The following is a 26974-nucleotide window of genomic DNA, read 5'->3' as shown; positions in this document are numbered from 1 at the left end:
GGGCTCCGGCACCGAGTACGCCGCGGACCTGACCCGCCGCTGACCCGCCGCTGCCGGAGGCATTCCGCATGTTGTGATCGCGGAAGTTACCGATACCGAAGGCGCCCTGGAACAGCCGGGCCGCGATCAGCCAACCGGCCCACGGGGCGCAGGCGGCCAGCACGCTGCACAGGGCGAAGCAGCTGACCGCGAGCAGCAGGGCCGAGCGGGTGCCGACCTGGTCCAGCCATCGTCCGGCGGGCAACAGCAGGGCGACGAGCGGGAGTTGGTAGCCGAGGACGGCCCACTGGGCGACCCCGGGGGAGACGTGCAGGCCGGCCGAGATGTCGGTGAGCGCGAGGTTGACCACGTTCATGTCGAGCATCGCGACGAACGACAGGAGACCGGCGGCTATGACCAGGCTCCAGCGGTCGGCCGGCTGCTGCGCCTGATGCCCCGTCAGGGATGGAGCGTTCGGCGTCCGTTGCGCTGCCATGAAGTCCCTCCGTCTCCCGTACTGCTGTACCGGACGCCGCCTCGGCGGCGGGGTCCGGTACAGCAGTCGGGGGCGAGGGGGTTCTGGTTCCGAACACCTGGGGGATTTCTTCCCGGGGTGGTGCGGGGTCGGGGGCTGGGCGCGGTGGCGCGTGCGAACAGTTGACGGCCGGCAGCCGGCAGCCGGCAGCCGACAGCTTTCAGCGAACAGATGACAGATTTCGAAATCTGTCATCTGTTCGTCGTCGGTTGTCCACCGTCAGTCGTCCGCCACCGCCCGTCCACCACTCAGCAGGCGGTCGCGAGTTCCCCGGTCTCCGCGGCGCGCAGGCGTGCCACCAGTTCCTCCCGAGCCCGGGCGACCCGGGAGCGGACGGTTCCGACAGGGCAGCCGGCGACCTCGGCGGCCTCCGCGTAGCTCAGGCCGACCACCTGTGTCAGTACGAAGGCCTCCCGCCGCTGGGCGGGCACCCGGTCGAGCAGGTCGCCGAGCGCGACGCCGTCCTCGAACCCGGCCGGAGCTGTGCCGCCCTGCCGCTCCGCCGCCTCCTGCCAGTCCGGCAGTGCCGCGCAGCGCGGCCGGGCGGCGGCCATCCGGTACCGGTCGATCACCGTACGCCGGGCGATCGACAGCAGCCAGGTGCGGGCGGAGGAGCGCCCTGCGAATGCGGGCAGGCCGCGCAGCGCGCGCAGGAAGGTTTCCTGCGCGAGGTCGTCGGCGGACTGTACGTCGGTCAGGTGGGCGACGAAGCGCCAGACGTCCCGCTGGGTCGCCCGGACGAAGGCCTCGACGTCGGCCGCCCGCCCTGAGCGGGCGGTCAGGGCCAGTGCGGTGAGCTGTTCCTCATCCACGGCGGCCCCCCACCCGGCAGCTCCCGACGGTACGGCCGTGCGGGACGATGGGCAGATGAGATGCGCGCAGTTCCGTATCGCTCTGTCCGCCCGGCTCGACGGCGAACCGAGCGGCCTGCCGGAGGTCCGGCTGGACAAGCACGTCGCGCGCTGTGCCGGCTGCCGGGAGTGGCTGGCCCGCGCCGAACGGCTGCGCGGTCGGGTGGGGGCGGGCGCCGCCGACGGGCCCTCGCCCGAGTGGTCGGCCCGGCTGCTGGCCCGGCTGGGCGAGGACCGGCCGGGAGGCCGTGCCCCGGAGGGCCCGCAGGCCGTCGAAGGGTAGGAGCGGCCGGCGCGTCCGGAGGAGTGGGAACGGCAGGACGGTGGCGCCGGCCGGAGCTGGTGCGCCGTCGAAGTCAGGCATGGGAAGGTCCCGAGGGGAAGGCGGGGAACGGCGCCGCGCAGCGCGGCACCGTCGGCGTCCATGGGTAGCCGCGCGGCACGCCGGACCCCTGGGGAGGCGCGGCGGCGGACGCGGGCCCGCACCCTGACGGCACGACGGCGCAAGGCGCGGCCGTACGGCAGGGCGACCTGCCCGTCGCGAGCGTCCCGGCGACCGGAGGCGGCCGGGGTGGGAGGAGAGCGCGGCGGGCGCGTCAGCAGGCGAGGGCGAACGCCGGCGGCCCGCGCCGGACCACGGCATGCGTCAGCAGTGCCGACCGGGGCGGCCGGGCCCGGTCGGCGGCCGGGCGGGGCGGCGCCGGGGCCCGATAGTCGAAGGGGCGCGCGAACAGCGCCAGCAGCGGGACCAGCAGAGCCCCCGCGACCACCGAGCCGAGCGCGCCGAGCAGCTCGAAGAGCCGGACCAGCGTCGCGTCACCGCGCCAGAGCAGGAGCGCACACGCCAGCGCGGCGAGCACGTGGGCGGCGGCCATCCCCGGCGAGATGCCGTGGGACAGCCCGTGCGCCATGTCGTGCGCCGGTCCGCTCACCAGGTCCTGCGCCGTGTCGTACGACCCGCTGCCGTGGAGCGATCCGCCAGGCATCGCGTGCGGCCCGGCGGGCATCCCCGTCATCCCGGCCATCCCGGGCGAGCCGGGGTCCATGGCCGTCGTGCCCGCGGCCCCGTGGTGCGTCCCCGCCGTCGGCCGCAGGCTGCCTGCGGCCGGTGGGACGTCCGGGTCGATACCCGCCATTCGCGCCAGTTCGACCGGGGAGAGCCCGCCGGGCACCCGGTCGGGGTTGCAGAGCAGGAGGGCGGCCCAGTCCGTGGTGGCGAGCCGGCCGAGGCCGCCGCCCCCTCGAGAGAGCGCCCCGGACTGTTCGAACAGCTGGTGCAGCGTGGTCTGCGCCACGACCATCCAGAGGCTGATCACGCCGAGCCCGCGCCGCTTCCCGGCGAGCAGCCAGGTCAGCCCGAGGACCGCCCCGAACGCGCCGGCCAGCACCGTCGGCGTGACCCCGGACCCGGCCATGGCGACGTGCGCGGTGGCGGCCAATGCCACGCACAGCGCGGCGAAGACCACGGCGCGCAGCAGGCGGATCCGGTCGGTCATCACGATGGCACTCATCGTCGCACCCGCTCTGCCCGGCCCGGACCGCACCCTCCGGTCATGGCTGGTTCTGTGTCATGAGACCATGCCCGACCGCCCGCCCCGCAGCCCACCGGATCACCTCCGGTCGACGCACCTGCCCGGCGCGCCGAACCGAACAGCCGCTCGTATGACCATCGGGGCGGTTTGACAGAGGACATCCACTGCTCACGTAATGTGCACAACCAAGTGCGGTGCGTGTCGGAGCGATGCCGTCCAGAAGCAGGGAGGTTCGGCCTTGAAGACCCCGACGGATGCCTCGGCGCCCATTGCCGACATTGCCGAGTCCACTGCCCCCGGCGAGCCGACCGTCCCACAGCAGGCGACGGCCCCGGTGGAGGCGACGGCCCCGGTCCGGGTCGAGGAACCCGTCGAGTCGACCGAACCCGCCGAGTCGGCCCAACCCGCGAAGGCGACCGAACCCGCGGGCCAGACCGAACCCGCGGAGGCGACCGAACCTGCGGAGCCCGAAGCCACCGAGCAGGTCGACTCGCCCGAGTCCACCGACCTCGCCGACGCTGCTGAGCCCGCCGACTCGACCGAGCCCTCCGGCCCGCCCGCGTCCGCAGACCCAGCCGAAGCCCCCGCCCCGCCCGAGTCCGTCGATCTCGCCGACCCCTGCTTCTGGCAGTTGCCCGCCCCCGCCCGCGCCGCCGCCTTTGCCGAGCTGCGCCGCCGTCCCGGCCCGGTGTTCTTCGGCGACCGCGCCACCGGCCGGGGCTTCCACGCCCTGGTCCGCCACGCCGACGTGGTCGAGGCCAGCCGCACCCCCGCCGTCTTCCTCAGCGGCCCCGGCGTGACGACCCCGGCCCCGGCCCGCTGGGTCCGGCTGCTGTTCGGTGACTCGATGGTCAACCTGGACGATCCCCGCCACGCCCAGCTGCGCCGGATCGTCTCGCGGGCGTTCACCCCACGGTTGCTCGACCGGGTCGAGGAGGACGTCCGGCGGATCAGCACCGACCTGGTCGACCGGATCGAGAAGGAGCGGCCGGAGGACTTCGTGACCGCAGTCGCCGCCGAGCTTCCGTTCCAGGTGATCTGCACCATGATGGGCATCCCGGAGAGGTCGCGGCGCGAAATCCTCGACCTGGTCAACCGCAGCTCCGAGGACATCGGGGTGGCCCGCCCGCTGCGCCGCCGGTTCCGGGCGCCCGGGCGCGGGCTGCGGGCGCTCGCCCGGATGCAGGGCATCGTCGCCGGGGTCGGCCGGCGGCGCCGTCGCCGGCCGGAGGAGGACCTGATCTCCGCGCTGGTCACCGCAGACGTGGACGGCCGTCGGCTCACCGGGCGAGAACTGGGCGCCTTCTTCAGCCTGCTGCTGGTCGCCGGGGTCGAGACCACCCGCAACGCGCTGGCCCACGGCCTGCACCTGCTGACCGTCCACCCCGAGCAGCGCGCCCTGCTGCTCGCCGATCTCGACGGGCGGCTCGGCGGTGCGGTGGACGAGATGGTCCGCCACGCCACGCCGATCATCCAGTTCAACCGGACCCTCGCCGTGGACCACGAGTTGGGCGGCCCCGGCGGTCCGCTGCTGCGCGCGGGCGAGAAGGTCGCGCTGTTCTACGGCTCGGCCAACCGCGACGAGGAGGTCTTCCCCGACCCGGACACCTTCGACATCACCCGCACGCCCAACCCCCACCTCGGCTTCGGCGGAGGCGGTCCGCACTACTGCCTCGGCGCGCACCTGGCCCGGCAGGAGATGACGGCGCTGTTCCGCGAGCTGTTCACCCGACTGCCCGAGGCGCGGTCGGTCGGCGAGCCGCAGCTCGTCCCGTCCAGCTTCGACCACCGGGTCCGCTCGCTGCGCTTCACCTTCTGAAGCCTTCCGAACCTTCCGAACCTACCGAACCTACCGAACCTTCCGAACCCTCCCGAGCCTCCCAACCGTGCCGGAGGTCGCAGTGCCCGGGCGCCGCGCTGCGACCTCCGGCACGGTTGCCCGACCGGCTCCCACAGCCTCCCTGCCGTGTGGCCATCCGGCCGGGACTCCCGCAGCTAATCGGTCTGCTCCCAGACCGCGTGGTCGTGCGCGAACAGAACTCGGTGAGGCCCGTGCTCCGCCACCCGGTCGAGCCAGGACCGGTAGCCGGGCAACGGCGCGGCCACGCCCTCGCGCGCCGCCCGCCGGGCGAGGACCGCCTGTCCGTACTCGGAGGCGAAGTCGTACGCCTGCCCGGCCAGCAGGACCGGCCCGCTGCCCGGGCGGTCGACCAGCAGCGACTGGTGGCCCGCAGTGTGGCCGGGGGTGGGCAGCACCCGCACGCCCGGCCAGATCTCGGTCTCGCCGTCGAGCTCGCGGTATTCGGCGCCGGGGTAGTCGACCAGCGCGTCGATGGTGTAACCGCCGCGCCGGGCGGTGGCCAGCTCGTCCGCCTGGCCCAGGACGGGCGTGCCGACGAACAGCGGGTTGCCCCCGCAGTGGTCGAAGTGCAGGTGGCAGTTGACCACCAGGTCGATGTCGGCGACGGCGACCCCGGCCGCGGCGAGCGCCTCCGGCAGCGGGCGGCGGACCGGGCGGTAGTGCGCCTCGGTCTCCGGCTCGCCGCCGCCGATCCCGGTGTCGAACAGCAGCAACCCCTCCGGACGCCGGACCAGGTACGCGAGCACCGGCTCCACGCGCGGCTCCGGGCCGCCCACCTCGGCGGCCGGCCGGACGAAGTACCCCAGGTCGAGACGGCGGATCACGCGCAATTCAGCCCCCATGTCGCAGCGTCGCTCTGTCCCCGTACGGGCGGGCGCGCAGGCCCCCGGTTCGCACCCTACCCGCCGACCGGCAGCCCCCGGTCGGCCTTCACCTGCTTCATCGTCAGGTGCGAGTTGACCTGCGCGATGCCCGGCAGGCCGGAGAGCACGTCGGTGATGAAGCGCTCGTACGCGGCGATGTCGGCCACCGCGATCCGCAGCAGATAGTCGGGCTCGCCGAACAGCCGGTGCGCCTCCACCACCTCCGGCAGCTCGGCCACCCGGCGCTCGAACTCGGCGACCGTCACCTGGTCCTCGTGACGCATGGTGATCGTCACGAAGGGCTGGAAGCCGCGGCCGACCGCCGCGCCGTCCAGCATCGCCCGGTAGCCGCGGATCACGCCGTCCTGCTCCAGTTGGCGTACCCGGCGCAGGCAGGGGGAGGGGGTGAGGTCCACCCGGGAGGCCAGCTCGGCGTTGGTCAGGCGCCCGTCCTGCTGGAGCTCGCGGAGGATCCTGCGGTCGATTCGGTCCATGGCGCAATATTCTGCCAAAACGCCGCTCCGACCAGCGCAAAGTGGCCATCGCGTGCCAGCCCTGTCCGGCTACCTTCAGTGACCGCACCGGCCACCGGGACATCCCGGCCGACCGCCGGGGCACGCCGGCCCACCACCGGGACAGCCCTCGGCCGAGCGCCGGGACAGCCCCGGCCGACCCGCCGGGCCCACACCACGACGAGCACGACAGGCCACGCCCACGCCCATGGACACCCACGCCCTCCTCCTCTTCCTCGGAGTCGACCTGCTGCTGGTCTGCACCCCGGGCCCCGACTGGCTCTACATCGCCGCCCGAGGCCTCGGCCAGGGACGCCGTGCCGCGCTGACCGCGGTCGGCGGGGTCTGCGCCGGGTACGCCGTCCACACCCTGCTCTCCAGCGCCGGACTGGCCGCCGCGCTGCGCGCCGTCCCGGCCGCCCTGCCCGTGCTGCGCCTCACCGGCGCCGCGTACCTGCTGGTACTGGCCGTCATGATGCTGCTGGCGCTGCGCAAGGGCGGGGGTGCCGCCGCCCTGACCGCGCCCAAGCCGCAGCCCACCGCGACCGTGCTGCGCCAGAGCATGCTGACCGCGTTGCTCAACCCCAAGGGGCTGCTGCTCTACCTCTCCCTGGTGCCGCAGTTCGTCGACCCGGACGCCGCGTTGCCGGTCGGCGGCCAGGTACTCGCGCTCGGCTCGCTCAACGTACTCGCCTGCGCGGTGGTGTACGGGCTGGTCGCGCACGCCAGTGGGCGGCTCGGCGGCCGGTTCGGCGGCACCCCGCAGGCGGCCCGCCGGATGACCGTGGTCTCGGCGGTGCTGCTGATGCTGGTGGCGGGCGTCACAGCGAGCGCCTGAGAACGGGAGCACAATGCCGGGCATGACTGATCGTCCGTTGCCAGAAGGAACCACCGGAGCCATCGGAACCACCGGAGCCATCGGAACCGCCGGAACCGCCGGAACCGCCGGAACCGCCGGAACCGCCGGACACGGCGGCCGATCGGGCGGCGAACCCGCCGACCGCCCCACCGCCGGCGCCTGGGCGGCCTTGGGCGGATCGGCCGAACTGCTGGACCGGGTGGCCTTCCACGGCCCGGACAACGTCCTGCCCTCCGGCCTCCCGGTGCGCCGGCTCGCCCGGGCCACCGTGGCCGTCTGCTCGCTGGCCGCGGCCGAGCTCGCCGCCCACCGCAGCGGCGCGCCCGTCCCCGCCGTCCGGGTGGACCAGGGCGCGGTCGGCACCGCCTTCGTCAGCGAGCGGCACCTGACGATCGACGGCCGCACGCCGGTCAGCTTCGCCCCGCACTCCGGCTTCTGGCGCACCGCCGACGGTTGGGTGCGCACCCACGCCAACTACCCGCACCACCGCACCCGGCTGCTCTCCGCCCTCGGCCTCGCCGCAGACGCTGGGCCCGAGCAGCTCGCCGACACGCTCGGCAAGCTGCCGGCCGAGCGGATCCAGGAGCGCGCGTACGAGGCGGGGGCGCTCGCGGTGGCCGTCGCGCCGGTGAGCCCCGCCATGCACCCCCTTGTGGAGCACCGGGACATCGGTGCCGCTGCCGGAGCCGCGCCGGTCCGGCCGCTCGGTGGGGCCCCGGTGGACCGGCCCGCCGCCGGGGTCCGGGTCCTCGACCTCACCCGGGTGATCGCCGGACCGGTCGCCACCCGCACCCTCGCCCTGCTCGGCGCCGACGTCCTGCGCGTCGACTCGCCCCGGCTGCCCGAGGCCGAGGACGCCCACGCCGACACCGGCTTCGGCAAGCGCTCCGCTCGCCTCGACCTCGCCGAGCCGGCCGACCGTGCCGTCTTCGAGGACCTGCTCGCCACCGCCGACGTCCTCGTCACCGGCTACCGGCCCGGCGCCCTCGACGCCCACGGCCTCGACCCCGACGCGCTGTTCGCCCGTCGCCCGGACCTGATCCTCGTCCAGCTCTGCGCCTGGGGCTGGACCGGCCCTTGGGCCGGCCGGCGCGGCTTCGACAGCCTGGTCCAGGCGGGCGTCGGCATCGCCGCCCACGAGGCCGCCCCCGACGGCCGCCCCGGCGTGCTGCCCGCCCAGGCCCTCGACCACGGCACCGGCTACCTCATCGCGGCCGCCGTCCTGCGCTCCCTCACCGACCAGCGCACCCGCCGCCCCGGTGGCCGCCACCTGCGGTTCTCCCTCGCCGGCACGGCCTCCTGGCTGTTGCACGGCATCGAGCAGGAGACGCCCCAGGGAGCCTCGCCCGAGCCGTACGACCCCTCCCGGTGGCTGGCCGAGACCGACTCCGCATACGGGCGGCTGCGTCACGCCCTGCCGCCGATCGGGTACGAGGGGGCGCCCGCCGACTGGTCGCTCCCGCCGGGGCGCTGGGGAACGGACGAACCGGTCTGGCTCTGACGGCCCCGGGCGAGCGCTGCCCGAGGTGCCCGGCAGCGTGGCCGTCATGACCGCAGACGCCACCGACCACGCCTGGTTCGAGGAGCGCTGGCCCGGCCTGGGCGAGGCCTGCTGCCTCGCCCAGGTCCGGGGGCGCGCGGCCGTCGAGCCGCTGCGCCGCTTCGACGCGCTGCCGAAACGCGGGTGACGGTCCCCGCGGAGCGGCCGCCTCCGGGACGTGACGGCCTGCGGGACGTGCGGTCAGACCCCCGACGGGATCTGCTTGGCCCGGCTACGGACCTGGAACGCCGTCACGATCTCGATCAGGCCCAGGATCACCAGCCAGCACCCGGCCAGCACGGCCAGCGCGGTGATCGACCCGGCCGGCCAGACCATCAGCAGCACGCCGGCCAGGGTGTTGGCCACGCCCGCGAAGGCCTGCCAGCCTCGGGCGGGCATCAGCGGGTCGGAGATCACGGCGGCGAGCTGGGTGATGCCGCGGAACAGCCAGCCGATCCCGATCCAGAGTGCGAGCAGCAGCAGCGACTGCGCCGCACTGCGGAAACAGAGCAGCCCCAGCAGCACGCAGATCGCGCCGCTGATGAAGGCCAGCACCCGTAGCGCGGTGGTGGAGTGGGTGCCGAACGCGGCGACCAGCTGCACGATGCCGATCACCAGCAGGTAGAGGCCGAACAGCACGCCCACCACCAGGAGCGTTTCCCGGGGCCAGACGAAGACCACGATCCCGAGGGCGAGCGAGACGAGACCGGCGACCAGCAGGACCTGCCAGGCGGCTTTGGCGAGCAGTCCGAGCGGGCCCTGGACCGGGGTGCCGTCGGGGGTGATGATCGGAGGGGCCACGGTGGCGTACTCCTTGAGCTGACGCCGGGCGACGGCTGACGTGCTGGTCGTGCGACGCACGACGGGTGAGGTCGGGTCGGCCGGCTGACGGGCAGGGAACGAAGCCCAGCCTCTCCGCGCCGCTGCCGGGCCGCGCGTCGGATTCGGCCGTTCGGGGGATCCGCCGCGGTCGCCGGAACGTCACCCTCCGGACACTTGCCGTCGATATCATCCGTCGGTATGACTTCTGAAGGGTGGGGGACCCCTCCGGTCGAGCCGATCAGCCAGCACTACATCGTCTGCGGGGGCAACGCGCTGGCGCACCGACTGGTCCTGGAACTCGTCGAGCACTACGAGGTCCCGGTCGTCGTCCTGGTCGCCGACCGGACCCGCGACCACGCGCCGCAGATCGAGCAACTCTCCGGAGTCGCAGCGGTCGTGGAGTACGCCAGCGTCACCGAGGAGGCGCTGCGCGCGGTGTCCATCGGCACCGCGCGCGGTCTCGCCCTGGTCGAGGGGAGCGACCAGGAGAACATCCACGCCGCACTCAGCGCCCAGAACCACAACCCGGACATCCGCATCGTGTTCCGGATGTTCAACCAGCGGCTCGGCGAGAACATCGAACGGCTGCTCAAGAACGGTGCCGCGCTCTCCGGCTCCGCCACCGCCGCTCCGGCCTTCGCCTCCGCGGCGCTCGGTCGGCCCAACTCCGTGGAGATCGAAGGGCGTTACCTGCACATCGCGTTCGACGACGAGATCACCTCCGACCGGATCTGCGTGGTCGCCGACCACATCGACCGGCAGGACCTCGGCAGGATCCGGCTGCTGCCCGAGCAGCAGGGCGACTCTGCCGAATTCGTCCGGCTCGCCAGCGAGTTCGGTGACCGCGGGCCGATCCGGCCCGGTGGCGTACGGCGTGAACCGGCACCGTCGGACCAACCCGCTCCGGAGGAGGAACCGGGCGGCCGGGCGGCGCTCCAGGTGCTGCGGATCGAGCCCCGGGAGCCGACCGACTGGATGCGGCGGCTGCGCTGGCGGCTGCTCGACACCATGCGCTTCTTCACCAGCGCCCGGATGCGGCTGGTGCTGCTCACCGCCCTCGCGGCGGTGCTGCTGGCCTTCGGGGTGCTCTGGTACCTCAACCGGAACTTCGGCTGGACCGTCTACATCGCGCTGCTCGACCTGGCCGGCGCCGCCCAGCCGGACCAGCTCTCCGACATCTCCGCCGGGACGGGCACCGGCGGGTTCTGGCAGCGGGTCGCGCAGGTGGTGATCACCATCTGCGGGATCACCTTCGCGCCGGTCGCCACCGCCATCGCGGTCGAGGTGCTGGGCTCCGGGCGGCGCGGGCAGCCGCGCAACCCGGGGGCGGGCACCCGGGACCACGTCATCGTCGTCGGTCTCGGCAACGTCGGCACCCGGGTCGCGACCCAACTGCACGACATGGGCGTGCCCGTGGTCTGCATGGAGCGGGACCCGCAGGCACGCGGCATCGCCGCCGTACGGGCGCTGGGGATCCCGGTGGTGATGGGCGACGGCCCGTTCGAGCAGCAGCTGCGCCGGGCCCGGCTGAAGCACAGCCGGGCGCTGGTCGCGGTCAGCGGGGACGACGCCACCAACCTGGAGGCGGCCCTGGAGGCGCGCCACGGCAATCCCGAGGTCCGGGTGGTGGTGCGGCTGTTCGAGGACGACTTCGCGAGCCACTTCTACAAGACCCTGGACAACGCGGCCTCCCGGTCGGTGTCCTACCTGGCCGCGCCCGCCTTCGCGGCGGCACTGATGGGGCGCGAGGTGCGCGGCATGCTGTCGGTGCTGCGGCACGTGCTGCTGATCGCCGAGCTGAAGGCGGAGGACGGCAGCGGCCTGATCGGGCTGAACCGGCACGACCTGGAGGACCCGGGCGGGGTCCGGGTGATCGCCGTGCGCTTCGCCCACGGCGGGCAGTTGCAGTGGAACTTCCCCGACCGCACCCGGCGGCTCGCCCCGGGCGACCAGATCGTGGTCGCCGCCACCCGAAGCGGGCTCGCCCGGCTGAACACGGTGGCGGTGGAGGAGGGGGAGGGACAGGGCTGAGCGCGGCAGCTGACGGTGCGCAGCGGACGGCGAACAGCCGACGGCCGACAGAGTTCAGCTGACAGATTTCAACATCTGAAATCTGTCAGCTGTCATCTGTCGGCCGTCCTCCGTCGTCAGCGGTTGCGGAACTCCGGCGGGCGCTTCTCGGCGAAGGCCGCCATGCCCTCCTTCTGGTCCGCCGTGGCGAAGGCCGCGTGGAAGAGCCGGCGCTCGAAGCGGACACCCTCGGCCAGGGTGGTCTCGAAGGCCCGGTTGACGCTCTCCTTCATCATGATCGCCGCCGGAGCGGACATCGCCGCGACCGTCTCGGCGGTGGCCAGCGCCTCGGACAGCAGCTGGTCGGCGGGGACGATCCGGGAGACCAGGCCGGCCCGCTCGGCCTCCTCGGCGCCCATCATCCGGCCGGTCAGGCACAGCTCCATGGCCTTCGCCTTGCCGACCGCGCGGGTCAGCCGCTGCGAGCCGCCGATGCCGGGGATGACGCCGAGCTTGATCTCCGGCTGCCCGAACTTCGCGGTGTCCGCCGCCAGCAGGATGTCGCACAGCATCGCCAGCTCGCAGCCGCCGCCCAGCGCGAACCCGGCCACCGCCGCGATCACCGGCTTGCGCAGGGCGCCGAGCCGGTCCCACGGGCCCAGCCAGTCGTCCAGGTAGACGTCCGGGAACCGGTTGCCCTGCATCTCCTTGATGTCGGCGCCGGCCGCGAAGGCCTTCTCCGAGCCGGTGATGACCAGACAGCCGATCTCCGGGTCCCGGTCGAAGGCGGTCGCCGCGGCGACCACCTCGTTCATCAGCTGGGTGTTCAGCGCGTTGAGCGCCTTGGGCCGGTTGAGCGTGATCAGCCCCACCCGGCCCTTGCGCTCGACCAGGATCGTCTCGTAGGTCTCGGTCTCGGTCATCGCCGTCGACTCCCATTTCCGCTGCTCGGCGCCCGTGGGCGCGCCCTGACCACCCAACGATCTACGACGCGCCCCGCCTCGCGCCAGTCTTGGTATGCGAGACGCCGGTCACCAGGCCGCGGAGGGGGCGGAAGCCGAGCCGGTCAGAAGTGGACGCCGTAGCGCTCCGCCGCCCGCCGTACGGTCTGCGCCGTGACCTCGCCCCGGCGGGCCAGCGCGGCCAGCGCCGCGACCGTCACCGACTCGGCGTCCACCCCGAAGTGCCGCCGCGCCGCCGCCCGGCTGTCCGAGAGGCCGAAGCCGTCGGTGCCCAGCGAGGTCCATTCCTGCTCCACCCAGGGCCGGATCTGGTCCGGCACCGCGCGCATCCAGTCGCTGACCGCCAGCACCGGCCCGGGCGCCCCGGCCAGCGCCCGGGTCACGTACGGGACGTGGGCCTCCGCGCAGGCACCGGCCGCCGCCTGCGCCAGGTTGGCCGCGTCGCAGTCCAGCGCCTCGCGGCGCAGTTCCGTCCAGGACGGCGCGGACCAGACGTCGGCCGCCACACCCCACTCATGGCCGAGCAGCCGCTGCGCCGCCAGGGCCCAGCGCACGGCGGTGCCGGAGGCGAGCAGCTGGAGCCGCGGCGGCTCGGCGGACGCGTCGGCGGGCAGGGCGGCGTCCGCCGTGCGGTAGCGGTAGAGGCCGCGCAGGATGCCGTCCACGGTCTCCTCGCCGGCCGGGAGTGCGGGCTGCGGCAGTGGCTCGTTGTAGACGGTGAGGTAGTAGAACACGTCCTCGCCGTGCGGGTGTTGCTCGCTGCTGCCGTACATCCGGCGCAGGCCCTCGCGGACGATCACGGCCACCTCGTAGCCGAACGCCGGGTCGTAGGAGAGCGCGGCCGGGTTGGTGGAGGCGATCAACTGCGAGTGACCATCGGCGTGTTGCAGGCCCTCGCCGGTCATGGTGGTGCGGCCGGCGGTGGCGCCGACCAGGAAGCCGCGGCCCAACTGGTCGGCCAGTGCCCACATCTGGTCGGCGGTGCGCTGCCAGCCGAACATCGAGTAGAAGATGTAGAACGGGATGACGGGCTCGCCGTGGGTCGCGTACGCGGTCGCGGCGGCGGTCAGCGAGGCCATCGAACCGGCCTCGGTGATGCCCTCGTTGAGGATCTGGCCGGTCGCCGACTCCTTGTAGTGGAGCAGCTGGTCGCGGTCGACCGGGTCGTAGGTCTGTCCGAGCGGGGAGTAGATTCCGGCGGTCGGGAAGAGCGACTCCATGCCGAAGGTGCGCGCCTCGTCCGGGACGATCGGCACCCAGCGGTGGCCGGTCGTCTTGTCCCGCATCAGGTCCTTGACCAGCCGGACGAAGGCCATGGTGGTGGCGATCTCCTGGCTGCCGGAGCCCTTGAACAGCGTCTCGAAGGGCTTCGCGGGCAGGGCGGGCAGCGGAGTGAAGCACGCCCGGCGGGCGGGTGCGGGGCCGCCCAGTGCGGCGCGGCGCTCGCGCAGGTAGCGGGCCTCCGGCGAGTCCGGGCCGGGGTGGGCGTACGGGGGCAGCTCGTCGTTCAACGCGCTGTCCGGGATCGGGAGTTCGAGCAGGTCGCGCATGGCCCGGAACTCGGCGCCGGAGAGCTTCTTCATCTGGTGGTTGGCGTTGCGGGACTCGAAGCCGGGGCCGAGCGTCCAGCCCTTGACGGTCTGCACCAGCACCACCGTGGGTGCGCCCCGGTGTTCCAGGGCCGCGCGGTAGGCCGCGTACACCTTGCGCGGCTCGTGGCCGCCCCGAGAGGTGGCGACGGTCTCGACCAGCCGCCGGTCGTCCACGGTGTCGGCGAGCGCCCGCAGTTCGGGCGAGCTGTGGAAGAGGTGCTCGCGGACGTATCCGGCGTCCGAGGCGGCGTAGGTCTGGAACTGCCCGTCCGGCACCTCGCCCAGCCGGCGGACCAGCGCGCCCGTGGTGTCGCGGGCCAGCAGCTCGTCCCAGGCCTCGCCCCACAGTGACTTGACCACGTTCCAGCCGGCCGCGCGGAACCGGCGCTCCAGCTCCTGCACGATCTTGCCGTTGCCCCGCACCGGCCCGTCCAGGCGCTGCAGGTTGCAGTTGACGACGAAGGTGAGGTTGTCCAGCTGTTCCCGGGCGGCCAGGGGGAGCGCGGCGGTGGCCTCGGGCTCGTCCATCTCGCCGTCGCCGAGGAACGCCCACACGTGCGAGCCGGAGGTGTCCTTGATCCCGCGTGCGGTCAGGTACCGGTTGAACCGGGCCTGGTGGATCGCCGAGATCGGTCCGAGGCCCATCGAGACGGTCGGGAACTCCCAGAACCACGGCAGCCGGCGCGGGTGCGGGTAGGAGGGCAGGCCGTCGCCGCCGGCCTCCTGGCGGAAGCGGTCCAGCTGGGCCTCGGAGATCCGGCCCTCCAGGAACGCGCGGGCGTAGACGCCGGGGGCGGCGTGGCCCTGCACGTACAGCTGGTCGCCGGAGCCGTCGGCCTCCTTGCCGCGGAAGAAGTGCTGGAAGCCGACCTCGTACAGCCAGGCGGCGGAGGCGTAGGTGGCCATGTGCCCGCCCAGGCCGCCGCGGTGGTTGCCCCTGGTCACCATGGCGGCGGCGTTCCAGCGGTTCCAGGCGGTGATCCGGCGCTCCGTCTCCTCGTCGCCGGGGAACTCCGGTTCGGCGGCGGTGGGGATGGTGTTGACGTACGGGGTGTCCAGCAGCGGAGGGACGTCGAGCCGCTGCAGTTCGGCGTGCTCGACGAGGCGGCGCAGCAGGTGGGCGGCACGGTTCGGACCGCCGAAGTCGCGGGCGGCGTCGAGGGACGCGCGCCACTCCGCGATCTCCTCGGGGTCCTGGTCAGGAAGCTGGTCGAGCTGGGACACGGGTGGTTCCCCTCTGGCGGTGCGCTTCAGGGCGCTGATTCCGGGATGCGGAATAGCATTTCTCTTCATGGAACTACATGGACCGTAGGCAGTGGTCCGGCGGTGCGTCAACCGGTACTGGCGGGTAGTTTGAGTGATGATCGATCATCTCTATGCGAACTTAAGGGGAAGGGGGGAGGGGCGGCAGCGCGGGTGGTTCAGCCGGAGCGCTGACCGTCCTCGCGCCGGTCTCCCACGCGCCGGTCTCCCACGCGCCGGTCTCCCTCGCGCTGGTCTTCGTGCCGGGCGTACTCCAGGACGTGCTCGGCCAGCAACCGCCCGACCTCCGGGTCCTGTCGCCGGAAGGCTTCGATCAGCGGCCGGTGGTCGGCGGCGTTCTCGTGCAGCCCCGGCCGGGCCCGGTGCAGCGACAGCACCGTCCACACCTCGACCCCGAGGCCCTCCCAGGTCCGCAGCAGTGTCCCGTTGCCGGAGGCGGCCACGACCTCGCGGTGGAAGGCCACCCCGTGCCGGGCCTGGCCGAGCGCGTCGCCCGCCGCCGCGGCCGCCGCCATCCGCTCGGCGTGCCGCTCCAGCGCGGTGGTGTCCCCGGCCAGTCGGACCACCGCGGAGTCGGCGGCCAGCCGCTCCAGCGCGGCCCGCACCTGGTAGACCTCGCGCAGCTCGGCCGGGCCGATCTCGCGCACCCGCACACCCCGGTTGGGCTCGGCATCGAGCACGCCGAGCGTCTGGAGCGTGCGCAGCGCCTCGCGGACCGGCGCCTGGCTGACGTTCAACTCGGCGGCCAGGCGCCGCTCGACGATCCGGTCCCCGGGCTGCCAGCGGCCGTTCAGCAGGCCCTCCAGGACCAGCCCGCGTACCTGCTCGCCCAGCGGCACCCGGGACAGCGGGTCGGTGTCACCGGCCGGGGTCGGCGGCGGGACCGGGTGGTTCACGGAGGGCTCCAGGGGTGCCGGCGGGAGAGGGGCGGGGGTCACGCCAGGCCCAGCTCGTCGCCCTCGCGCGGGGCGAGGAACCGGGCGACATCCGCCGCCGTCACCTCGGCGAGCGTGCCGGGCTTCCAGCGGGGGTTGCGGTCCTTGTCGATCACCTGCGCGCGGATGCCCTCGACCATGTCGTGGCCCTCCAGCGCGGCGCAGGAGATCCGGTACTCCTGGTCGAGCACGGCCTCCAGCGAGGGGAGCGTACGGGCGCGGCGCAGCGCGGCCAGGGTGGTCTTGACGGCGGTCGGTGAGTTCGCGAGGACGGCTTCGGCAGCCTCCTTCGCCTCCGGGACACCGGAGTTCAGCAACCGCTCGACAATCTCCTCGACCGTGTCGGCCGCGTAGCAGGCATCGATCCAGCTGCGCTGGGCGGCCAGTGCGGCGGGTGGCGCCGGCTCGGCGTGCGCGGCGACGAGGGCGGCGACCTCGGTGGTGGTGCTCCCGGTCGCCGCAGCGGTCCTCCGGCCCAGGGCGTCGAGCAGGTCCGGGATGCGCGGGGAGGGTACGAAGTGGTCGGCGAAACCGCACAGCAGGGCGTCGCCCGGGCCCATCGAGGCCGCGGTGAGCGCGAGGTGGGTGCCCAGCTCGCCGGGGGCGTGGGCGAGCAGCCGGCTGCCGCCGACGTCCGGGGCGATGCCGATCCGGGTCTCGGGCATCGCGACGGTGGAGCGCTCGGTGACGATCCGCACCGCGCCGTGGGCGGACACGCCGACGCCGCCGCCCATGGTGATGCCGTCCAGCACCGCGACGTAGGGCTTCGGGTAGCGGGCGATCAGCGCGTTCAGCCGGTACTCGTCGCGGAAGAACGCCCGGGTGCCGGCCCCGCCCGCCTTGGCGTCGTCGTGCATCGCGCGGATGTCGCCGCCCGCGCACAGGCCGCGCTCGCCCGCGCCGGTCAGCACGACGGCGCGTATCCGGTCGTCGGCGGCCCAGTCGTCCAGGGTGGTGCGCAGGGCGGTGACCATGCCGTGGGTCAGCGAGTTGAGTGCCCGCGGACGGTTCAGCACGAGCCGTCCGACGCCGCCGTCCAGGAACGCCTGGACCTCCGCCACCTCTGCGCTCATCGGGCCCGCTCCCGTTCCTCGGTGATGTCGACGTCGTGCGGAGTCCGCCGGGGCCCGGTGGCGCCCCACGTCGTCCGCTGTTCGTTGCTACCGGTTGCCGGCGGTTGCTGTCGGTTCTCGCCGGTTCCTGCCGGAACCCCCGGCGTCCACCGTACCGGGGGCGGCGGGCAGTTCCGATCACCGGGCCGGAGGGCGGGAGCGTGCGGCCGTGGTTCAGGGCCAGGCGCGCAGGGCGAGTTCGGCGGTGCGGGCCAGATCGGCGGCGGTGGCGCCGTCCCGGGCCTGCTGCGACATGCCCTGGAGGACCGTGCCGAAGTAGCCGGCCAGCGCCTCCGGATCGGCCTCGGGCGGCAGTTCGCCGTCCTGCCGGGCCTGGCGCAGCCGGGCCTCGAAGGTCCGCAGGTTCCCGTTGCGCAGCTCGCGCAGATGCTCCTGGATTCCGGCGTCCTGCGGAGTGACGTTGGTGGCCGCGGAGATGACCAGGCAGCCCGCCGGGTGAGACGGGTCCGGGTAGACGGCCGCGGCCTCGCGCAGGATGCGGGCGAAGGCGCCGTACGCGGTGGGCTCCTGTCCCAGGGCGGCGGCCACGAACGCACCGGCCGGGGAGTGGCGGTACTGGCGGACCACCTCTTCGAACAGCGACTGCTTGTCGCCGAAGGCCGCGTACAGGCTGCCGGGGCGGATGCCCATGGCGGTGGTGAGGTCGGTGACGGAGGTGGCCTCGTAGCCGAGCCGCCAGAACAGCCGGGTGGCCGCGGCCAGCGCCTCGGCGCGGTCGAAGGCCGGCGGGCGGCCGCGCCGGGGGCGGCGCGGGGCGTCGGCCGCCTCGCCTTCGGGTGCCTCTGGTGCTGCGTACGCCTCTGCCATGCGCCGAATTTTAGAGCACTCGCTCAAAAAGTGTGTGCTAGCGTCTTTCTTGAGCGACCGCTCAACAATTGTTCCGAACGTTGCAGGAGGGGCTCGGACGGCGGCCGGATCATCAACATCTCCAGCGGCGTCGCCCGGCTGGCGATGCCTGAGATCATCGCCTACGGCGCGACCAAGGGGGCGCTGGACACCTTCACCCTCAACCTCGCCAAGCAGCTCGGCCCGCGCGGGATCACCGTGAACTCCGTCGCGCCCGGCTTCGTGGACACCGACGTCAACGCGGGCTGGCTGCGCGGCAACGCGGAGGCGGAGGCGTACGCGGCCTCGGCTGCCGCGCTCGGTCGGGTCGGGCAGCCGGACGACATCGCGGACGTCGTCGCGTTCCTCGCCTCCGACGACGCCCGCTGGGTGACCGGGCGGGTGGTCGACGCCGCGGGCGGGTTGGGGCTGTAGGCGCGGGTGTAGGCGGGGGCTGGGCTGCGGACAGCGATGGGCCAACGGATGACAGCTGACAGATGATGAAATCTGTCAGCTGTCATCCGTTTGCTGTTATCTGTTCGTCGTTCGCTGTCCGCGGCTGTCCGCTACAAGCGACCCCTCAGCCCCGCACGCGCCCCGAGACCTCGCCGAACCCGACCACGGTGCCGTCCGGCCCGGGTGCGGTGGCGGTGATGGTCACCTCGTCGCCGTCCTCCAGGAAGGTCCGGGTCGTCCCGTCCGGGAGCTTCAACGGCTCCTCGCCGTTCCAGGTCAGCTCGATCAGCGCACCCCGGGTGTCCCGCTCCGGCCCGCTGACCGTCCCCGAAGCGAACAGGTCGCCGGTGCGCAGCGAAGCGCCGTTGACGGTCATGTGGGTCAGCTGCTGCTGCGCCGTCCAGTACATGGTGGCGAACGGCGGCCGGGAGACCGGGTGCCCGTTCAGCCGGACCTCCATCGCCAGGTCCAGGCCCCACGGCTCGCCGTCCCGGTCGTCCAGGTACGCCAGCGGCTCGACGTCGCGCGCCGGCGGCGTGACCCGGGCGTGCTCCAGCGCCTCCAGCGGGACGATCCACGGCGAGACCGAGGTCGCGAAGGACTTGCCGAGGAACGGGCCGAGCGGCACGTACTCCCAGGCCTGGATGTCTCGCGCCGACCAGTCGTTGAGCAGGCAGACGCCGAAGACGTGCTCGCGGAAGTCGTCCAGCGGGACCGGCCGGCCCAGCTCCGACGGCGTGCCGACGACGAAGCCGACCTCGGCCTCGATGTCCAGCCGGCGCGACGGGCCGAAGGTCGGCGCGGCGTCGGTGGGCGCCTTGCGCTGCCCGTGCGGCCGCACCACCGGGGTGCCGGAGACCACGACCGTGCCCGCCCGCCCGTGGTAACCGATCGGCAGATGCTTCCAGTTGGGGGTGAGCGGCTCCGAGCCCGGGCGGAAGATCCGGCCCAGGTTGGTGGCGTGGTGCTCCGAGGCGTAGAAGTCGACGTAGTCGGCGACCTCGAACGGCAGGTGCAGCTCGACCTCGCCGGCCGGCAGCAGCGCCGGTGACAGCGCCTCACGGAAGGACTCGTCGGTGAGCCAGGTGGTGAGGTCGGTCCGCACCCGGGTCCAGGCCGGGCGCCCCGCAGCCATCAGCGGGTTGAGCGAGTCCGCGTCCAGCAGCACCGAGGGCGCGCCGGCCGCGCGGGCGGCCGCCCCGGCGTCCAGCACGAAGTCCCCGACGCGCACGCCGATCCGGCGCCGCCCGGGCTGGTCGGCGGCGGTGAACACGCCGTACGGCAGGTTGTGCACGCCGAACGGCGAGTCCTGGGCGCTGGTGAGCCAGCTGCGGGGGGTGGTCAACGGTCCTCCTGGTGCAGTGGACTGGGCGACGACAGCAGGCCGAGTGCGGCCAGGTCGCCCAGGGGCTCGGCGATGCTACAGGTGCCGAACGCGGTGAACGAGTTGCGGATCACCGTAACCTGACGGTCCGTCAGTGAACGTACCGCCTTGGCCAGCGCCTCGCCGTCGCGCTCCGCCAGCACCGCCGCGGCCGCGGCCCGGTCGGTCTCCTGTGCGGCCAGCAGCACGTTCAGGAAGCCGTGGTGCTCGAAGCCGGTCTCCGGGTCGGTGTGCCGGACGGCGTTGTGCAACCCGGCCGTGCACTTGTACGGCAGTCCGCGCCGCGCGCAGCCGGTCAGGAAGGCGGCCAGCTCGTCCTCGTCCGGGAACGCCTCGGCGACCAGCCCGCCGGTGCGGAACTTCGCCCGGTACGGGCTGTCCACCAGCGCGTCCAGGACGGCGTCCAGACCGTCCCCGCGCAGGAGTTCGCGCGGCAGTTCGACGGCGGCCGGGACGTCCGGCGGCAGCAGCCGGTCCAGCGCGGCCACCGCCTCGACGACGTCCCGGGTGGCCAGTTCGACGCCGGCCAGGTCGAACGGCGCGGCGGCGGCGAGCGCCGGGGCGAGCTCGGTGCTGCCCCCCGGCAGCACCAGCCCGACCTTGAGCGGCGGGTCGCCCGCCGCCGCCGAGTCGTCCGCCCCCGCTGTGCCCCTCTCGGCCGCGGCAGCCGTCACGGCCGCGGAACCCGCGGCCGTGGAAGGGCCGCCGGTCGTGAGGGAGTTCGTGACCACGGCGGCCAGTTCGCCCAGCCGGCCCGCCCCGCAGAGGAAGGGGCCGACCGCCTCGGCGTACCAGGCCGCGCGGTGCACCCGGTGTGCGGGCACCGCGTCGACGACCGGCAGGTTCCCCGGCGGGAACACCGCCGCGTCGTCGAACAGTCCGTGGAACAGCTCGGGGATCACTCCCCCCGAAGGCAGCGCGTTCATCGCCCGGGCCCCCGACCGGCCCAGGTCCAGGCATAGTCGGGGTCCTCGCCGGCCCGGCCGCCCTCGCCGAGCTCCAGTGGGCGGAAGGTGTCCACCATGACGGCCAGCTCGTCGAAGAACTCCGCGCCGATGCTGCGCTCGTACGCCCCCGGCTGCGGCCCGTGGGTGTGCCCGCCGGGGTGCAGCGAGATCGAGCCCTGGCCGATGCCGGAGCCCTTGCGGGCCGCGTAGTCGCCGCCGCAGTAGAACATGACCTCGTCGCTGTCCACGTTGGCGTGGTAGTACGGCACCGGGATCGACAGCGGGTGGTAGTCCACCTTGCGCGGAACGAAGTTGCAGATCACGAAGCCGTTGCCCTCGAACACCTGGTGGGCCGGCGGCGGCTGGTGGATCCGGCCGGTGATCGGCTCGAAGTCCTTGACGTTGAAGGCGTACGGGTACAGGCAGCCGTCCCAGCCGACCACGTCGAAGGGGTGGTGCGGCACGGTGTAGCGGGTGCCCGCGATCCCGTTCGGGCCGCGGTGCTTGACCAGCACGTCGACGTCCCCGGGGGCTTCGACGACCAGCGGGCCGACCGGTCCGCGGAAGTCCCGTTCGCAGTACGGCGCGTGCTCCAGCAGCTGCCCGTACTTGGAGAGGTAGCGCTTGACCGGGGTGATGTGGCTGTTCGCCTCGATGCAGTACGCGCGCAGCGGCTCGTCGCCGGCCGGCACCCAGCGGTGGGTGGTGGCGCGCGGGATGATCACGTAGTCGCCCTGCCCGACCTCGATCGAGCCGAACACCGTCTCGACCGTGCCGGAGCCGGACTCCACGTACACGCACTCGTCGCCCAGCCCGTTGCGGTAGAGCTCGCTCGGGGCCCCGGCGGCGACGTACGAGATCCGCACGTCGCCGTTGCCGAGGACCAGCCGACGGCTGCCGACGACGTCCGCGGACTTCCAGTCCTGGTCCGTGAACAGCTCGTGCAGCTTGAGGTGACGGGGGAGGAGCGGGTGGTTGGGCACCGTGGACTGGTCCGGCAGCTCCCAGGGCACCGCGTTGACCACCGCCGAGGGGATGCCCCGGTGGTAGAGCAGTGAGGAGTCCGAGGAGAACCCCTCCTCGCCCATCAACTCCTCGTAGTACAGCCCGCCTTCGGGGGTGCGGTGCTGGGTGTGCCGCTTGGGCGGGATGTTGCCCAGCTGCCGGTAGTACGCCATCTCCGTGGTCCTCCTCGACCGTATGGCAGAGATCCGTTCGGTGAACCGGTCAGAGACCGGTTCGTCGGAGCCCCTCGACGCTCACAGGTTGCCGCGCCGGTCCTGCTCGCGCTCGATGGACTCGAAGAGCGCCTTGAAGTTGCCCTTGCCGAACCCGAGCGAACCGTGCCGCTCGATGAACTCGTAGAAGACGGTGGGGCGGTCGCCGATCGGCTTGGTGAAGATCTGCAGCAGGTAGCCGTCCTCGTCGCGGTCGACCAGGATGCCACGCTTCTTCAGTTCCTCGATCGGCACCCGGACCTTGCCGATCCGCTCGCGCAGCTCCGGGTCGTCGTAGTAGGCGTCCGGGGTGGAGAGGAACTCCACGCCGCGCGCCCGCAGCACGTCCACGGTGGTGAGGATGTCGTTGGTGGCGAGCGCCATGTGCTGGCAGCCGGGGCCGGTGTAGAACTCCAGGTACTCGTCGATCTGGGACTTCTTCTTGGCGACGGCCGGCTCGTTGAGCGGGAACTTCACCCGGTGGTTGCCGCTGGCGACGACCTTGGACATCAGCGCGGAGTACTCGGTGGCGATGTCGTCGCCGACGAACTCGGCCATGTTCACGAAGCCCATGACGCGGTTGTAGAACGACACCCACTCGTCCATCCGGCCCAGCTCGACGTTGCCGACGGCGTGGTCGAGGGCCTGGAAGAGGCGCTTGGGCGAGCCCTCCGGGTGGGTGACCTTGCTTTCCGCGGCGACGTAGCCCGGCAGGTACGGGCCGTGGTAGCGGGAGCGGTCGATCAGGGTGTGGCGGGTCTCGCCGTAGGTGGCGATGGCCGCGCGGCGCACGGTGCCGTTCTCGTCCGAGACGTCGTTCGGCTCCTCCAGCACGGTGGCGCCGCACGCGCGGGCGTGCTCGATGCACTTGTCGACGTCCGGGACCTCCAGGGCGAGGTCGACGACGCCGTCGCCGTGGCGGCGGTGGTGGTCCAGCAGCGGGCTGCCCGGCTGGACACCGCCCTTGATCACGAAGCGGCAGGAGCCGGAGCGGAGCACGTACGCCTTGCGGTCCCGACGGCCGGTCTCCGGTCCGGAGTAGGCGACCAGCTCCATGCCGAAGACGACCTGGTAGAACTGGGCCGTCTGGGTGGCGTTGCCGACCACGAAGACGACCGCGTCCTGGGCCGTCACCGGGAAGGGATCGGCGGCTGCGTCGTGCTCGACGAGGCCGACGAGGCGGCGCAGCTGGTCGGCGTCAAGACCGGCCTCGCGCTCCTCGGGGGTCAACTCAAGGGCGTGGGACTGCGGGGTCATCGCTCGTTCCTCCACTTCGGGCCTCGCCGTCGAGGCTTCCGCCGGATCACGACCGCACCGCGAACGGGTGGGCGGTGTGGTTGCGGAGAGCTTGCTACTGTCGGGATGGTTGGGCAACAGGTCGGATTTCGACTGCTCAATGTGTACAAGCTGGTCAGGAAATCCCGCTGTCGGCTGCACAAAATGCGCTGCTGACCGGGAGTGATACACGAAGTCTGCGCAATGGGGCGGTCACGCACTTCCGCGGCCGGTGGGGTGCGGGAGGTGGCGGAGGAACCAGTCCGAGGCCAGCTCGGCGACCCGGTCCAGGGTCCCCGGCTCCTCGAACAGGTGGCTCGCGTGCGGCACCACCGCCAATGCGGTCTCGCAGCGCAGCCGGCTCCGGGCCTGCCGGTTGAGGTCGAGCACGGTGGAGTCCAGGGAGCCGACGACGAGCAGCGTCGGGGCGCGCACCCGGGCCAGCGCGTCGGGCGAGGCGAGGTCCGGGCGACCGCCCCGGGAGACCACGGCGCGCACGGCCGGGCCCAGCTCGGCGGCGGTGTGCAGCGCGGCCGCGGCGCCCGTACTGGCGCCGAACAGGCCGAGCGGCAGGCCCCGGGTCTCGGGCACGACGGTGTCCGGGCCGCCCTCCGCGGGGCCCAGCCGCCGGGCGACGGCGGTCAGCCGCCCGCCCAGCAGCGTCACGTCGAACACGTTCCGCCGGTCGGGTTCCTCGTCCTCGGTGAGCAGGTCGAACAGCAGCGTGGCCAGACCGGTGCGGTTCAGGTACTCGGCGACGTACCGGTTGCGCGGGCTGTGCCGGCCGCTGCCGCTGCCGTGCGCGAAGACGACGACTCCGCGCGCTCCGGCCGGGGCGGTCAGCCGGCCCGCCAGGCGGACCCCGGCGACGGGCAGCAGCAGCTCGCGGTCCACCCCGGTGGAGGCCGCGGGCGGGTCGCCGCCGGCCTCGGCCAGCAGCCGCAGCACCTCCTCGTCCTCGGTCTGCGAGAAGTCGGCGTAGAACTCGCCGATCGCGTAGAACGGGGACGGCGTGTCGACGCAGACCAGTTCGTCGGCGACCTCGCCGAGGCGCTCGGTCCAGTCCGCGGGCGCGACCGGCACCGCGAGCACCACCCGGGCCGCGCCGTGCTTCCGGACGATCCGGCAGGCCGCCCGGGCGGTCGACCCGGTGGCGATGCCGTCGTCCACCACGACCACCGTGCGTCCGCGCAGGTCGGCGGGTGGCCGGTCGCCCCGGTAGCGGCGGGCCCGGCGCTGGAGCTCGGCGCGCTCGCGCCGCTCCACCTCGGCCAGTTGCTCGTCGGTGACCGCGGAGAACCGGATCACCTCGTCGTTCAGCACCCGGACGCCGCCCTCGCCGATCGCCCCCATGCCGAGCTCGGGCTGGTAGGGCACGCCGAGCTTGCGGATCACGCAGATGTCCAGCGGCGCGCCGAGCGCCGCGGCGACCTCGGCGGCCACCGGCACGCCGCCCCTCGGCAGCGCCACGATCACGGTGTCGGGGCCGGTCAGGTGGCCCAGGCGGGCGGCCAGCCGACGGCCCGCCTCGGCGCGGTCGGCGAAGTGGGTGAAGTGGGTTCCGGTGACGTGCATGACACGGCCTCCGGTTCCACCGTACGTCGTTCCGGCCGGCTCGGGGCGGTCCGGGCCCGCGGCATGGGCCTCGGCGACGACCGGAGCTCCCCGCAGAGGTGAACCGGGGGTGCCGGCCCGCCGGCCGGCACCCCCGGGGTCCTTTCTCCGGTGCGCTACGGCTGCATCTCGTACGCGCCGGAGAGCGCCTCGACCTGCGCCCACACCCGGGTGTCCCGCGCCGGGTCGGCGACCGGGCGGCGCACGTTCGCCAGCGCCCAGGCGGCCTGCTCCTCGGTGGCGGAGGCCTTGCCGTGCAGCTCGGTGGCGTGCGCGGAGAAGTCGCGGACCAGCGCGTCGAAGATCCGGTCCAGCACGTCGCCGCCGTGGTCGGCGGCGGTCAGGCCGGTCAGCTCGGCCTGCTCCAGCACCAGCTGGCCGTAGACGATCAGCGCGAACAGCTGGCCGATCTCCAGCAGGAAGTCCAGGTCCGCCTGCTGCTCCTTGCTCGGCGCATTTTCGAGCAGCAGCGCGCAGAAGCCGTCGGCCTGTTCGCGGAAGCGGGCGACGTTGGGCAGTTCGGCGTGGCGGTCGTAGGCGGTGCGCCAGTCGTGGAAGCGGATCGCGCCGAGGCCGCGGGCCGGGCCCTGCCGGAACAGGAAGGCGTCGTCGGCGGCGTCCAGGCGGGTCGGCACCGGGGCGTAGTCGGCCGGGGCGAACAGGTAGTTGCCCATGAACTTGAGGATCAGCGCCAGGTTGACGTGGACGGTGCCCTCCAGCTTCGGCAGGCCGCGGATGTCCTTCGCGGCCTTGTCGAAGTAGGTGTCCGCCTCGAAGCCCTTGGCCGCGATGACGTCCCACATCAGGTCGATGACCTTCTCGCCCTCGGTGGTGACCTTCATCTTGGTCATCGGGTTGAACAGCAGGTAGCGGCGGTCCTCGGGGGAGGCGGTGCGGAAGTAGTCCACGGCCCGCGCGCTGAACAGCTTCATCGCCACCAGACGGACGTACGCGTCCGTCAACTCCCGCTTGACGTGCGGGAAGTCGGTGACCCGCTTGCCGTACAGCACCCGGTTGTGGGCATGCGTGACGGCCTCGTACATCGCGTGCTCGCAGATGCCGACCGAGGCGGTGCAGAGGTTGAACTTGCCGACGTTGACGGTGTTGAGGGCGGCGTCGAAGGCGGCCTGGCCGGTGTGCAGCACGTCCTCGGCGCGCACCGGGTAGTCCTCCAGGCGGAACTCGCTGACGTACATCTGCGCGTTCACCACGTTCTTGACCAGGTGGTACGCGTCGTGGCGGCTGTCGGCGGCGAAGAAGACGTAACCCTCCGGGCCCTCGACGTCCGAGCGGCGGCCGAACACCGAGACCAGGCCGGCCACGTTGCCGTTGCCGATGTAGTACTTGGAGCCGGTCGCGGTGAAGCCGCCCTCGCCGTCCGGGGTGAGGATCATGTCGGTGGAGTAGATGTCGGCGCCGTGGGTGCGCTCGGAGAGGCCGAAGGCCATCACGTGGCCGTCCGCGAGGAGCTTGGCGGCGCGGGCGCGGACGGCCTCGTTCTCGCTCTGCCAGACCGGGCCGAGGCCCAGGATGGTGACCTGCCAGGTGTACCAGTAGCCGAGGCCGTAGAAGCCGAGGATCTCGTTCAGCTCGGCGATCCGCGCGGTGTCCCAGCGCTTGTCGGTGTCGGCCGCGGCGGGGGTCAGGAACTCCGCGAACAGGCCCTCCTTCGCGGCGAACTCCAGGAAGTCTGCATACCAGCTGCGGTCGATGTAGGTGTCGATCAGCGCCTTCTTGCCGCGGGACTCGAACCAGTCCACCGTCGCGCGCAGCAGCCGGCGGGTCGGCTCGTCGAACTGTGCGGGGTCATAGCTACGCGGGTTGAAGAGCATCGAGGGGCTCCCGAGGGGTCGAGGGTGTGGGGAGGGCGGGTGGCGGGCCGACAGGGTTCGGATGACAGATAACAGATGACAGATTTCAGAGTCTGTCATCTGTTATCTGTCATCCGTTGCCTGTCGGCTGTCCGCCGTCGTCCGGCGCCTGTCGGCCGGCCGGGACGGCAGGCCG

Annotated in this window: 23 protein-coding genes and 1 pseudogene; 7 read left to right on the top strand and 17 right to left on the bottom strand. The window is 73.1% G+C overall.

Annotation, left to right across the window (positions count from 1 at the left end):
- Together ACIRRH_RS20705 and ACIRRH_RS20700 are read right to left on the bottom strand one after the other, a co-directional pair.
- A partial coding sequence (locus ACIRRH_RS20705) for an MFS transporter (RefSeq protein WP_403069169.1) occupies window positions 1-475 on the bottom strand: 475 nt, incomplete at its 3' end.
- Between the two features lie 287 nt (window positions 476-762).
- The gene (locus tag ACIRRH_RS20700) at window positions 763-1326 is read right to left on the bottom strand and encodes a sigma-70 family RNA polymerase sigma factor (RefSeq protein ID WP_403069166.1); all 564 of its coding nucleotides are present in this window, start codon (window positions 1324-1326) and stop codon (window positions 763-765) included.
- Between the two features lie 55 nt (window positions 1327-1381).
- Here ACIRRH_RS20700 and ACIRRH_RS20695 point away from each other — a divergent pair, with 55 nt between their 5' ends.
- The gene (locus ACIRRH_RS20695) at window positions 1382-1648 is read left to right on the top strand and encodes a zf-HC2 domain-containing protein (RefSeq protein ID WP_403069164.1); all 267 of its coding nucleotides are present in this window, start codon (window positions 1382-1384) and stop codon (window positions 1646-1648) included.
- 313 nt (window positions 1649-1961) lie between these two features.
- On the opposite strand, the gene ACIRRH_RS20690 is transcribed toward ACIRRH_RS20695, so the two are convergent.
- Window positions 1962-2876: a hypothetical protein gene (locus ACIRRH_RS20690; RefSeq protein WP_403069162.1), complete on the bottom strand. Its 915-nt coding sequence runs from the start codon at window positions 2874-2876 to the stop codon at window positions 1962-1964.
- A gap of 652 nt (window positions 2877-3528) precedes the next feature.
- On the opposite strand from ACIRRH_RS20690, the gene ACIRRH_RS20685 reads away from it, so the two are divergent.
- Window positions 3529-4716 carry a cytochrome P450 gene (locus tag ACIRRH_RS20685; RefSeq protein WP_403069225.1) on the top strand — a complete coding sequence of 396 codons (1188 nt, stop codon included), beginning with the start codon at window positions 3529-3531 and terminating at the stop codon, window positions 4714-4716.
- Window positions 4717-4892: 176 nt separating this feature from the next.
- Here ACIRRH_RS20685 and ACIRRH_RS20680 read toward each other — a convergent pair whose 3' ends face one another.
- Window positions 4893-5600 (bottom strand): N-acyl homoserine lactonase family protein, encoded by a 708-nt coding sequence (locus ACIRRH_RS20680; protein WP_403069159.1) that lies wholly within the window; start codon window positions 5598-5600, stop codon window positions 4893-4895.
- A 56-nt stretch (window positions 5601-5656) separates the two neighbouring features.
- Window positions 5657-6115: an Lrp/AsnC family transcriptional regulator gene (locus ACIRRH_RS20675; protein ID WP_403069156.1), complete on the bottom strand. Its 459-nt coding sequence runs from the start codon at window positions 6113-6115 to the stop codon at window positions 5657-5659.
- A gap of 226 nt (window positions 6116-6341) precedes the next feature.
- Here ACIRRH_RS20675 and ACIRRH_RS20670 point away from each other — a divergent pair, with 226 nt between their 5' ends.
- The 3 genes from ACIRRH_RS20670 to ACIRRH_RS20660 are packed head-to-tail and all read left to right on the top strand — an operon-like array spanning window position 6342 to window position 8680.
- Window positions 6342-6971, top strand: coding sequence for a LysE family translocator (locus ACIRRH_RS20670; RefSeq protein ID WP_224280559.1), 630 nt, complete (start codon window positions 6342-6344; stop codon window positions 6969-6971).
- Window positions 6972-6993: 22 nt separating this feature from the next.
- Window positions 6994-8493, top strand: a complete 1500-nt coding sequence (locus tag ACIRRH_RS20665; protein ID WP_403069153.1) for a CoA transferase — start codon at window positions 6994-6996, stop codon at window positions 8491-8493.
- A 46-nt stretch (window positions 8494-8539) separates the two neighbouring features.
- The gene (locus ACIRRH_RS20660) at window positions 8540-8680 is read left to right on the top strand and encodes a hypothetical protein (RefSeq protein WP_403069150.1); all 141 of its coding nucleotides are present in this window, start codon (window positions 8540-8542) and stop codon (window positions 8678-8680) included.
- 53 nt (window positions 8681-8733) lie between these two features.
- On the opposite strand, the gene ACIRRH_RS20655 is transcribed toward ACIRRH_RS20660, so the two are convergent.
- The gene (locus ACIRRH_RS20655) at window positions 8734-9333 is read right to left on the bottom strand and encodes an HdeD family acid-resistance protein (protein ID WP_403069147.1); all 600 of its coding nucleotides are present in this window, start codon (window positions 9331-9333) and stop codon (window positions 8734-8736) included.
- 219 nt (window positions 9334-9552) lie between these two features.
- Here ACIRRH_RS20655 and ACIRRH_RS20650 point away from each other — a divergent pair, with 219 nt between their 5' ends.
- Window positions 9553-11385 carry an NAD-binding protein gene (locus tag ACIRRH_RS20650; RefSeq protein ID WP_403069144.1) on the top strand — a complete coding sequence of 611 codons (1833 nt, stop codon included), beginning with the start codon at window positions 9553-9555 and terminating at the stop codon, window positions 11383-11385.
- A 116-nt stretch (window positions 11386-11501) separates the two neighbouring features.
- On the opposite strand, the gene ACIRRH_RS20645 is transcribed toward ACIRRH_RS20650, so the two are convergent.
- The 5 genes from ACIRRH_RS20645 to ACIRRH_RS20625 all read right to left on the bottom strand — a co-directional run bounded on the left by ACIRRH_RS20645 (window position 11502) and on the right by ACIRRH_RS20625 (window position 18056).
- A complete protein-coding gene (locus ACIRRH_RS20645; protein WP_403069142.1) occupies window positions 11502-12287 on the bottom strand; it encodes an enoyl-CoA hydratase in 786 nt (261 codons plus the stop codon).
- A 143-nt stretch (window positions 12288-12430) separates the two neighbouring features.
- Window positions 12431-15142 carry a pyruvate dehydrogenase (acetyl-transferring), homodimeric type gene (gene aceE, locus ACIRRH_RS20640; RefSeq protein ID WP_403069139.1) on the bottom strand — a complete coding sequence of 904 codons (2712 nt, stop codon included), beginning with the start codon at window positions 15140-15142 and terminating at the stop codon, window positions 12431-12433.
- 197 nt (window positions 15143-15339) lie between these two features.
- Window positions 15340-16029 carry a GntR family transcriptional regulator gene (locus ACIRRH_RS20635; protein ID WP_403069222.1) on the bottom strand — a complete coding sequence of 230 codons (690 nt, stop codon included), beginning with the start codon at window positions 16027-16029 and terminating at the stop codon, window positions 15340-15342.
- An 86-nt stretch (window positions 16030-16115) separates the two neighbouring features.
- Window positions 16116-17189 carry an enoyl-CoA hydratase/isomerase family protein gene (locus ACIRRH_RS20630; protein ID WP_403069136.1) on the bottom strand — a complete coding sequence of 358 codons (1074 nt, stop codon included), beginning with the start codon at window positions 17187-17189 and terminating at the stop codon, window positions 16116-16118.
- Window positions 17190-17402: 213 nt separating this feature from the next.
- A complete protein-coding gene (locus tag ACIRRH_RS20625; RefSeq protein WP_403069133.1) occupies window positions 17403-18056 on the bottom strand; it encodes a TetR/AcrR family transcriptional regulator in 654 nt (217 codons plus the stop codon).
- An 87-nt stretch (window positions 18057-18143) separates the two neighbouring features.
- Between ACIRRH_RS20625 and ACIRRH_RS20620 the strand changes: the two are divergent.
- A pseudogene (locus tag ACIRRH_RS20620) lies at window positions 18144-18509 on the top strand (SDR family NAD(P)-dependent oxidoreductase); the annotation flags it as partial.
- A 145-nt stretch (window positions 18510-18654) separates the two neighbouring features.
- Here the strand turns inward: ACIRRH_RS20620 and fahA are convergent.
- The 6 genes from fahA to ACIRRH_RS20590 form a co-directional block, all read right to left on the bottom strand.
- Window positions 18655-19875: a fumarylacetoacetase gene (gene fahA / locus ACIRRH_RS20615; RefSeq protein ID WP_403069131.1), complete on the bottom strand. Its 1221-nt coding sequence runs from the start codon at window positions 19873-19875 to the stop codon at window positions 18655-18657.
- Entirely contained in the window at window positions 19872-20840 is a 969-nt protein-coding gene (locus ACIRRH_RS20610; RefSeq protein WP_403069128.1) for a hypothetical protein, read from the bottom strand. Before ACIRRH_RS20610 ends, fahA begins: the two co-directional genes overlap by 4 nt.
- Complete coding sequence (locus ACIRRH_RS20605; RefSeq protein WP_403069125.1) at window positions 20837-22039, bottom strand: homogentisate 1,2-dioxygenase; 1203 nt, start codon at window positions 22037-22039, stop codon at window positions 20837-20839. Before ACIRRH_RS20605 ends, ACIRRH_RS20610 begins: the two co-directional genes overlap by 4 nt.
- Window positions 22040-22120: 81 nt before the next feature.
- Window positions 22121-23335: a 4-hydroxyphenylpyruvate dioxygenase gene (hppD, locus tag ACIRRH_RS20600; protein ID WP_403069122.1), complete on the bottom strand. Its 1215-nt coding sequence runs from the start codon at window positions 23333-23335 to the stop codon at window positions 22121-22123.
- Window positions 23336-23566: 231 nt separating this feature from the next.
- On the bottom strand, window positions 23567-24928 hold the full coding sequence (locus ACIRRH_RS20595; protein WP_403069119.1) for a phosphoribosyltransferase family protein: 1362 nt from the start codon (window positions 24926-24928) through the stop codon (window positions 23567-23569).
- Between the two features lie 155 nt (window positions 24929-25083).
- Window positions 25084-26799, bottom strand: a complete 1716-nt coding sequence (locus tag ACIRRH_RS20590) for an acyl-CoA dehydrogenase family protein (RefSeq protein WP_403069116.1) — start codon at window positions 26797-26799, stop codon at window positions 25084-25086.
- Window positions 26800-26974: the final 175 nt, after the last annotated feature.

The organism is Kitasatospora sp. NPDC101235 (genome assembly GCF_044767505.1).
Classification (GTDB): Bacteria; Actinomycetota; Actinomycetes; order Streptomycetales; family Streptomycetaceae; genus Kitasatospora.
This window is presented reverse-complemented; position numbering and strand designations above follow the sequence as displayed.

Coding starts and splice junctions, on each gene's coding strand:
- ACIRRH_RS20670 (WP_224280559.1), top strand. CDS start 6,342: ATGGACACCCACGCCCTCCTCCTCTTCCTCGGAGTCGACCTGCTGCTG.
- ACIRRH_RS20650 (WP_403069144.1), top strand. CDS start 9,553: ATGACTTCTGAAGGGTGGGGGACCCCTCCGGTCGAGCCGATCAGCCAG.
- ACIRRH_RS20630 (WP_403069136.1), bottom strand. CDS start 17,189: ATGAGCGCAGAGGTGGCGGAGGTCCAGGCGTTCCTGGACGGCGGCGTC.
- ACIRRH_RS20695 (WP_403069164.1), top strand. CDS start 1,382: ATGAGATGCGCGCAGTTCCGTATCGCTCTGTCCGCCCGGCTCGACGGC.
- ACIRRH_RS20660 (WP_403069150.1), top strand. CDS start 8,540: ATGACCGCAGACGCCACCGACCACGCCTGGTTCGAGGAGCGCTGGCCC.
- ACIRRH_RS20590 (WP_403069116.1), bottom strand. CDS start 26,799: ATGCTCTTCAACCCGCGTAGCTATGACCCCGCACAGTTCGACGAGCCG.
- ACIRRH_RS20605 (WP_403069125.1), bottom strand. CDS start 22,039: ATGGCGTACTACCGGCAGCTGGGCAACATCCCGCCCAAGCGGCACACC.
- ACIRRH_RS20610 (WP_403069128.1), bottom strand. CDS start 20,840: ATGAACGCGCTGCCTTCGGGGGGAGTGATCCCCGAGCTGTTCCACGGA.
- ACIRRH_RS20625 (WP_403069133.1), bottom strand. CDS start 18,056: ATGGCAGAGGCGTACGCAGCACCAGAGGCACCCGAAGGCGAGGCGGCC.
- ACIRRH_RS20690 (WP_403069162.1), bottom strand. CDS start 2,876: ATGAGTGCCATCGTGATGACCGACCGGATCCGCCTGCTGCGCGCCGTG.
- ACIRRH_RS20645 (WP_403069142.1), bottom strand. CDS start 12,287: ATGACCGAGACCGAGACCTACGAGACGATCCTGGTCGAGCGCAAGGGC.
- ACIRRH_RS20675 (WP_403069156.1), bottom strand. CDS start 6,115: ATGGACCGAATCGACCGCAGGATCCTCCGCGAGCTCCAGCAGGACGGG.
- ACIRRH_RS20680 (WP_403069159.1), bottom strand. CDS start 5,600: ATGGGGGCTGAATTGCGCGTGATCCGCCGTCTCGACCTGGGGTACTTC.
- ACIRRH_RS20665 (WP_403069153.1), top strand. CDS start 6,994: ATGACTGATCGTCCGTTGCCAGAAGGAACCACCGGAGCCATCGGAACC.
- hppD (WP_403069122.1), bottom strand. CDS start 23,335: ATGACCCCGCAGTCCCACGCCCTTGAGTTGACCCCCGAGGAGCGCGAG.
- ACIRRH_RS20595 (WP_403069119.1), bottom strand. CDS start 24,928: ATGCACGTCACCGGAACCCACTTCACCCACTTCGCCGACCGCGCCGAG.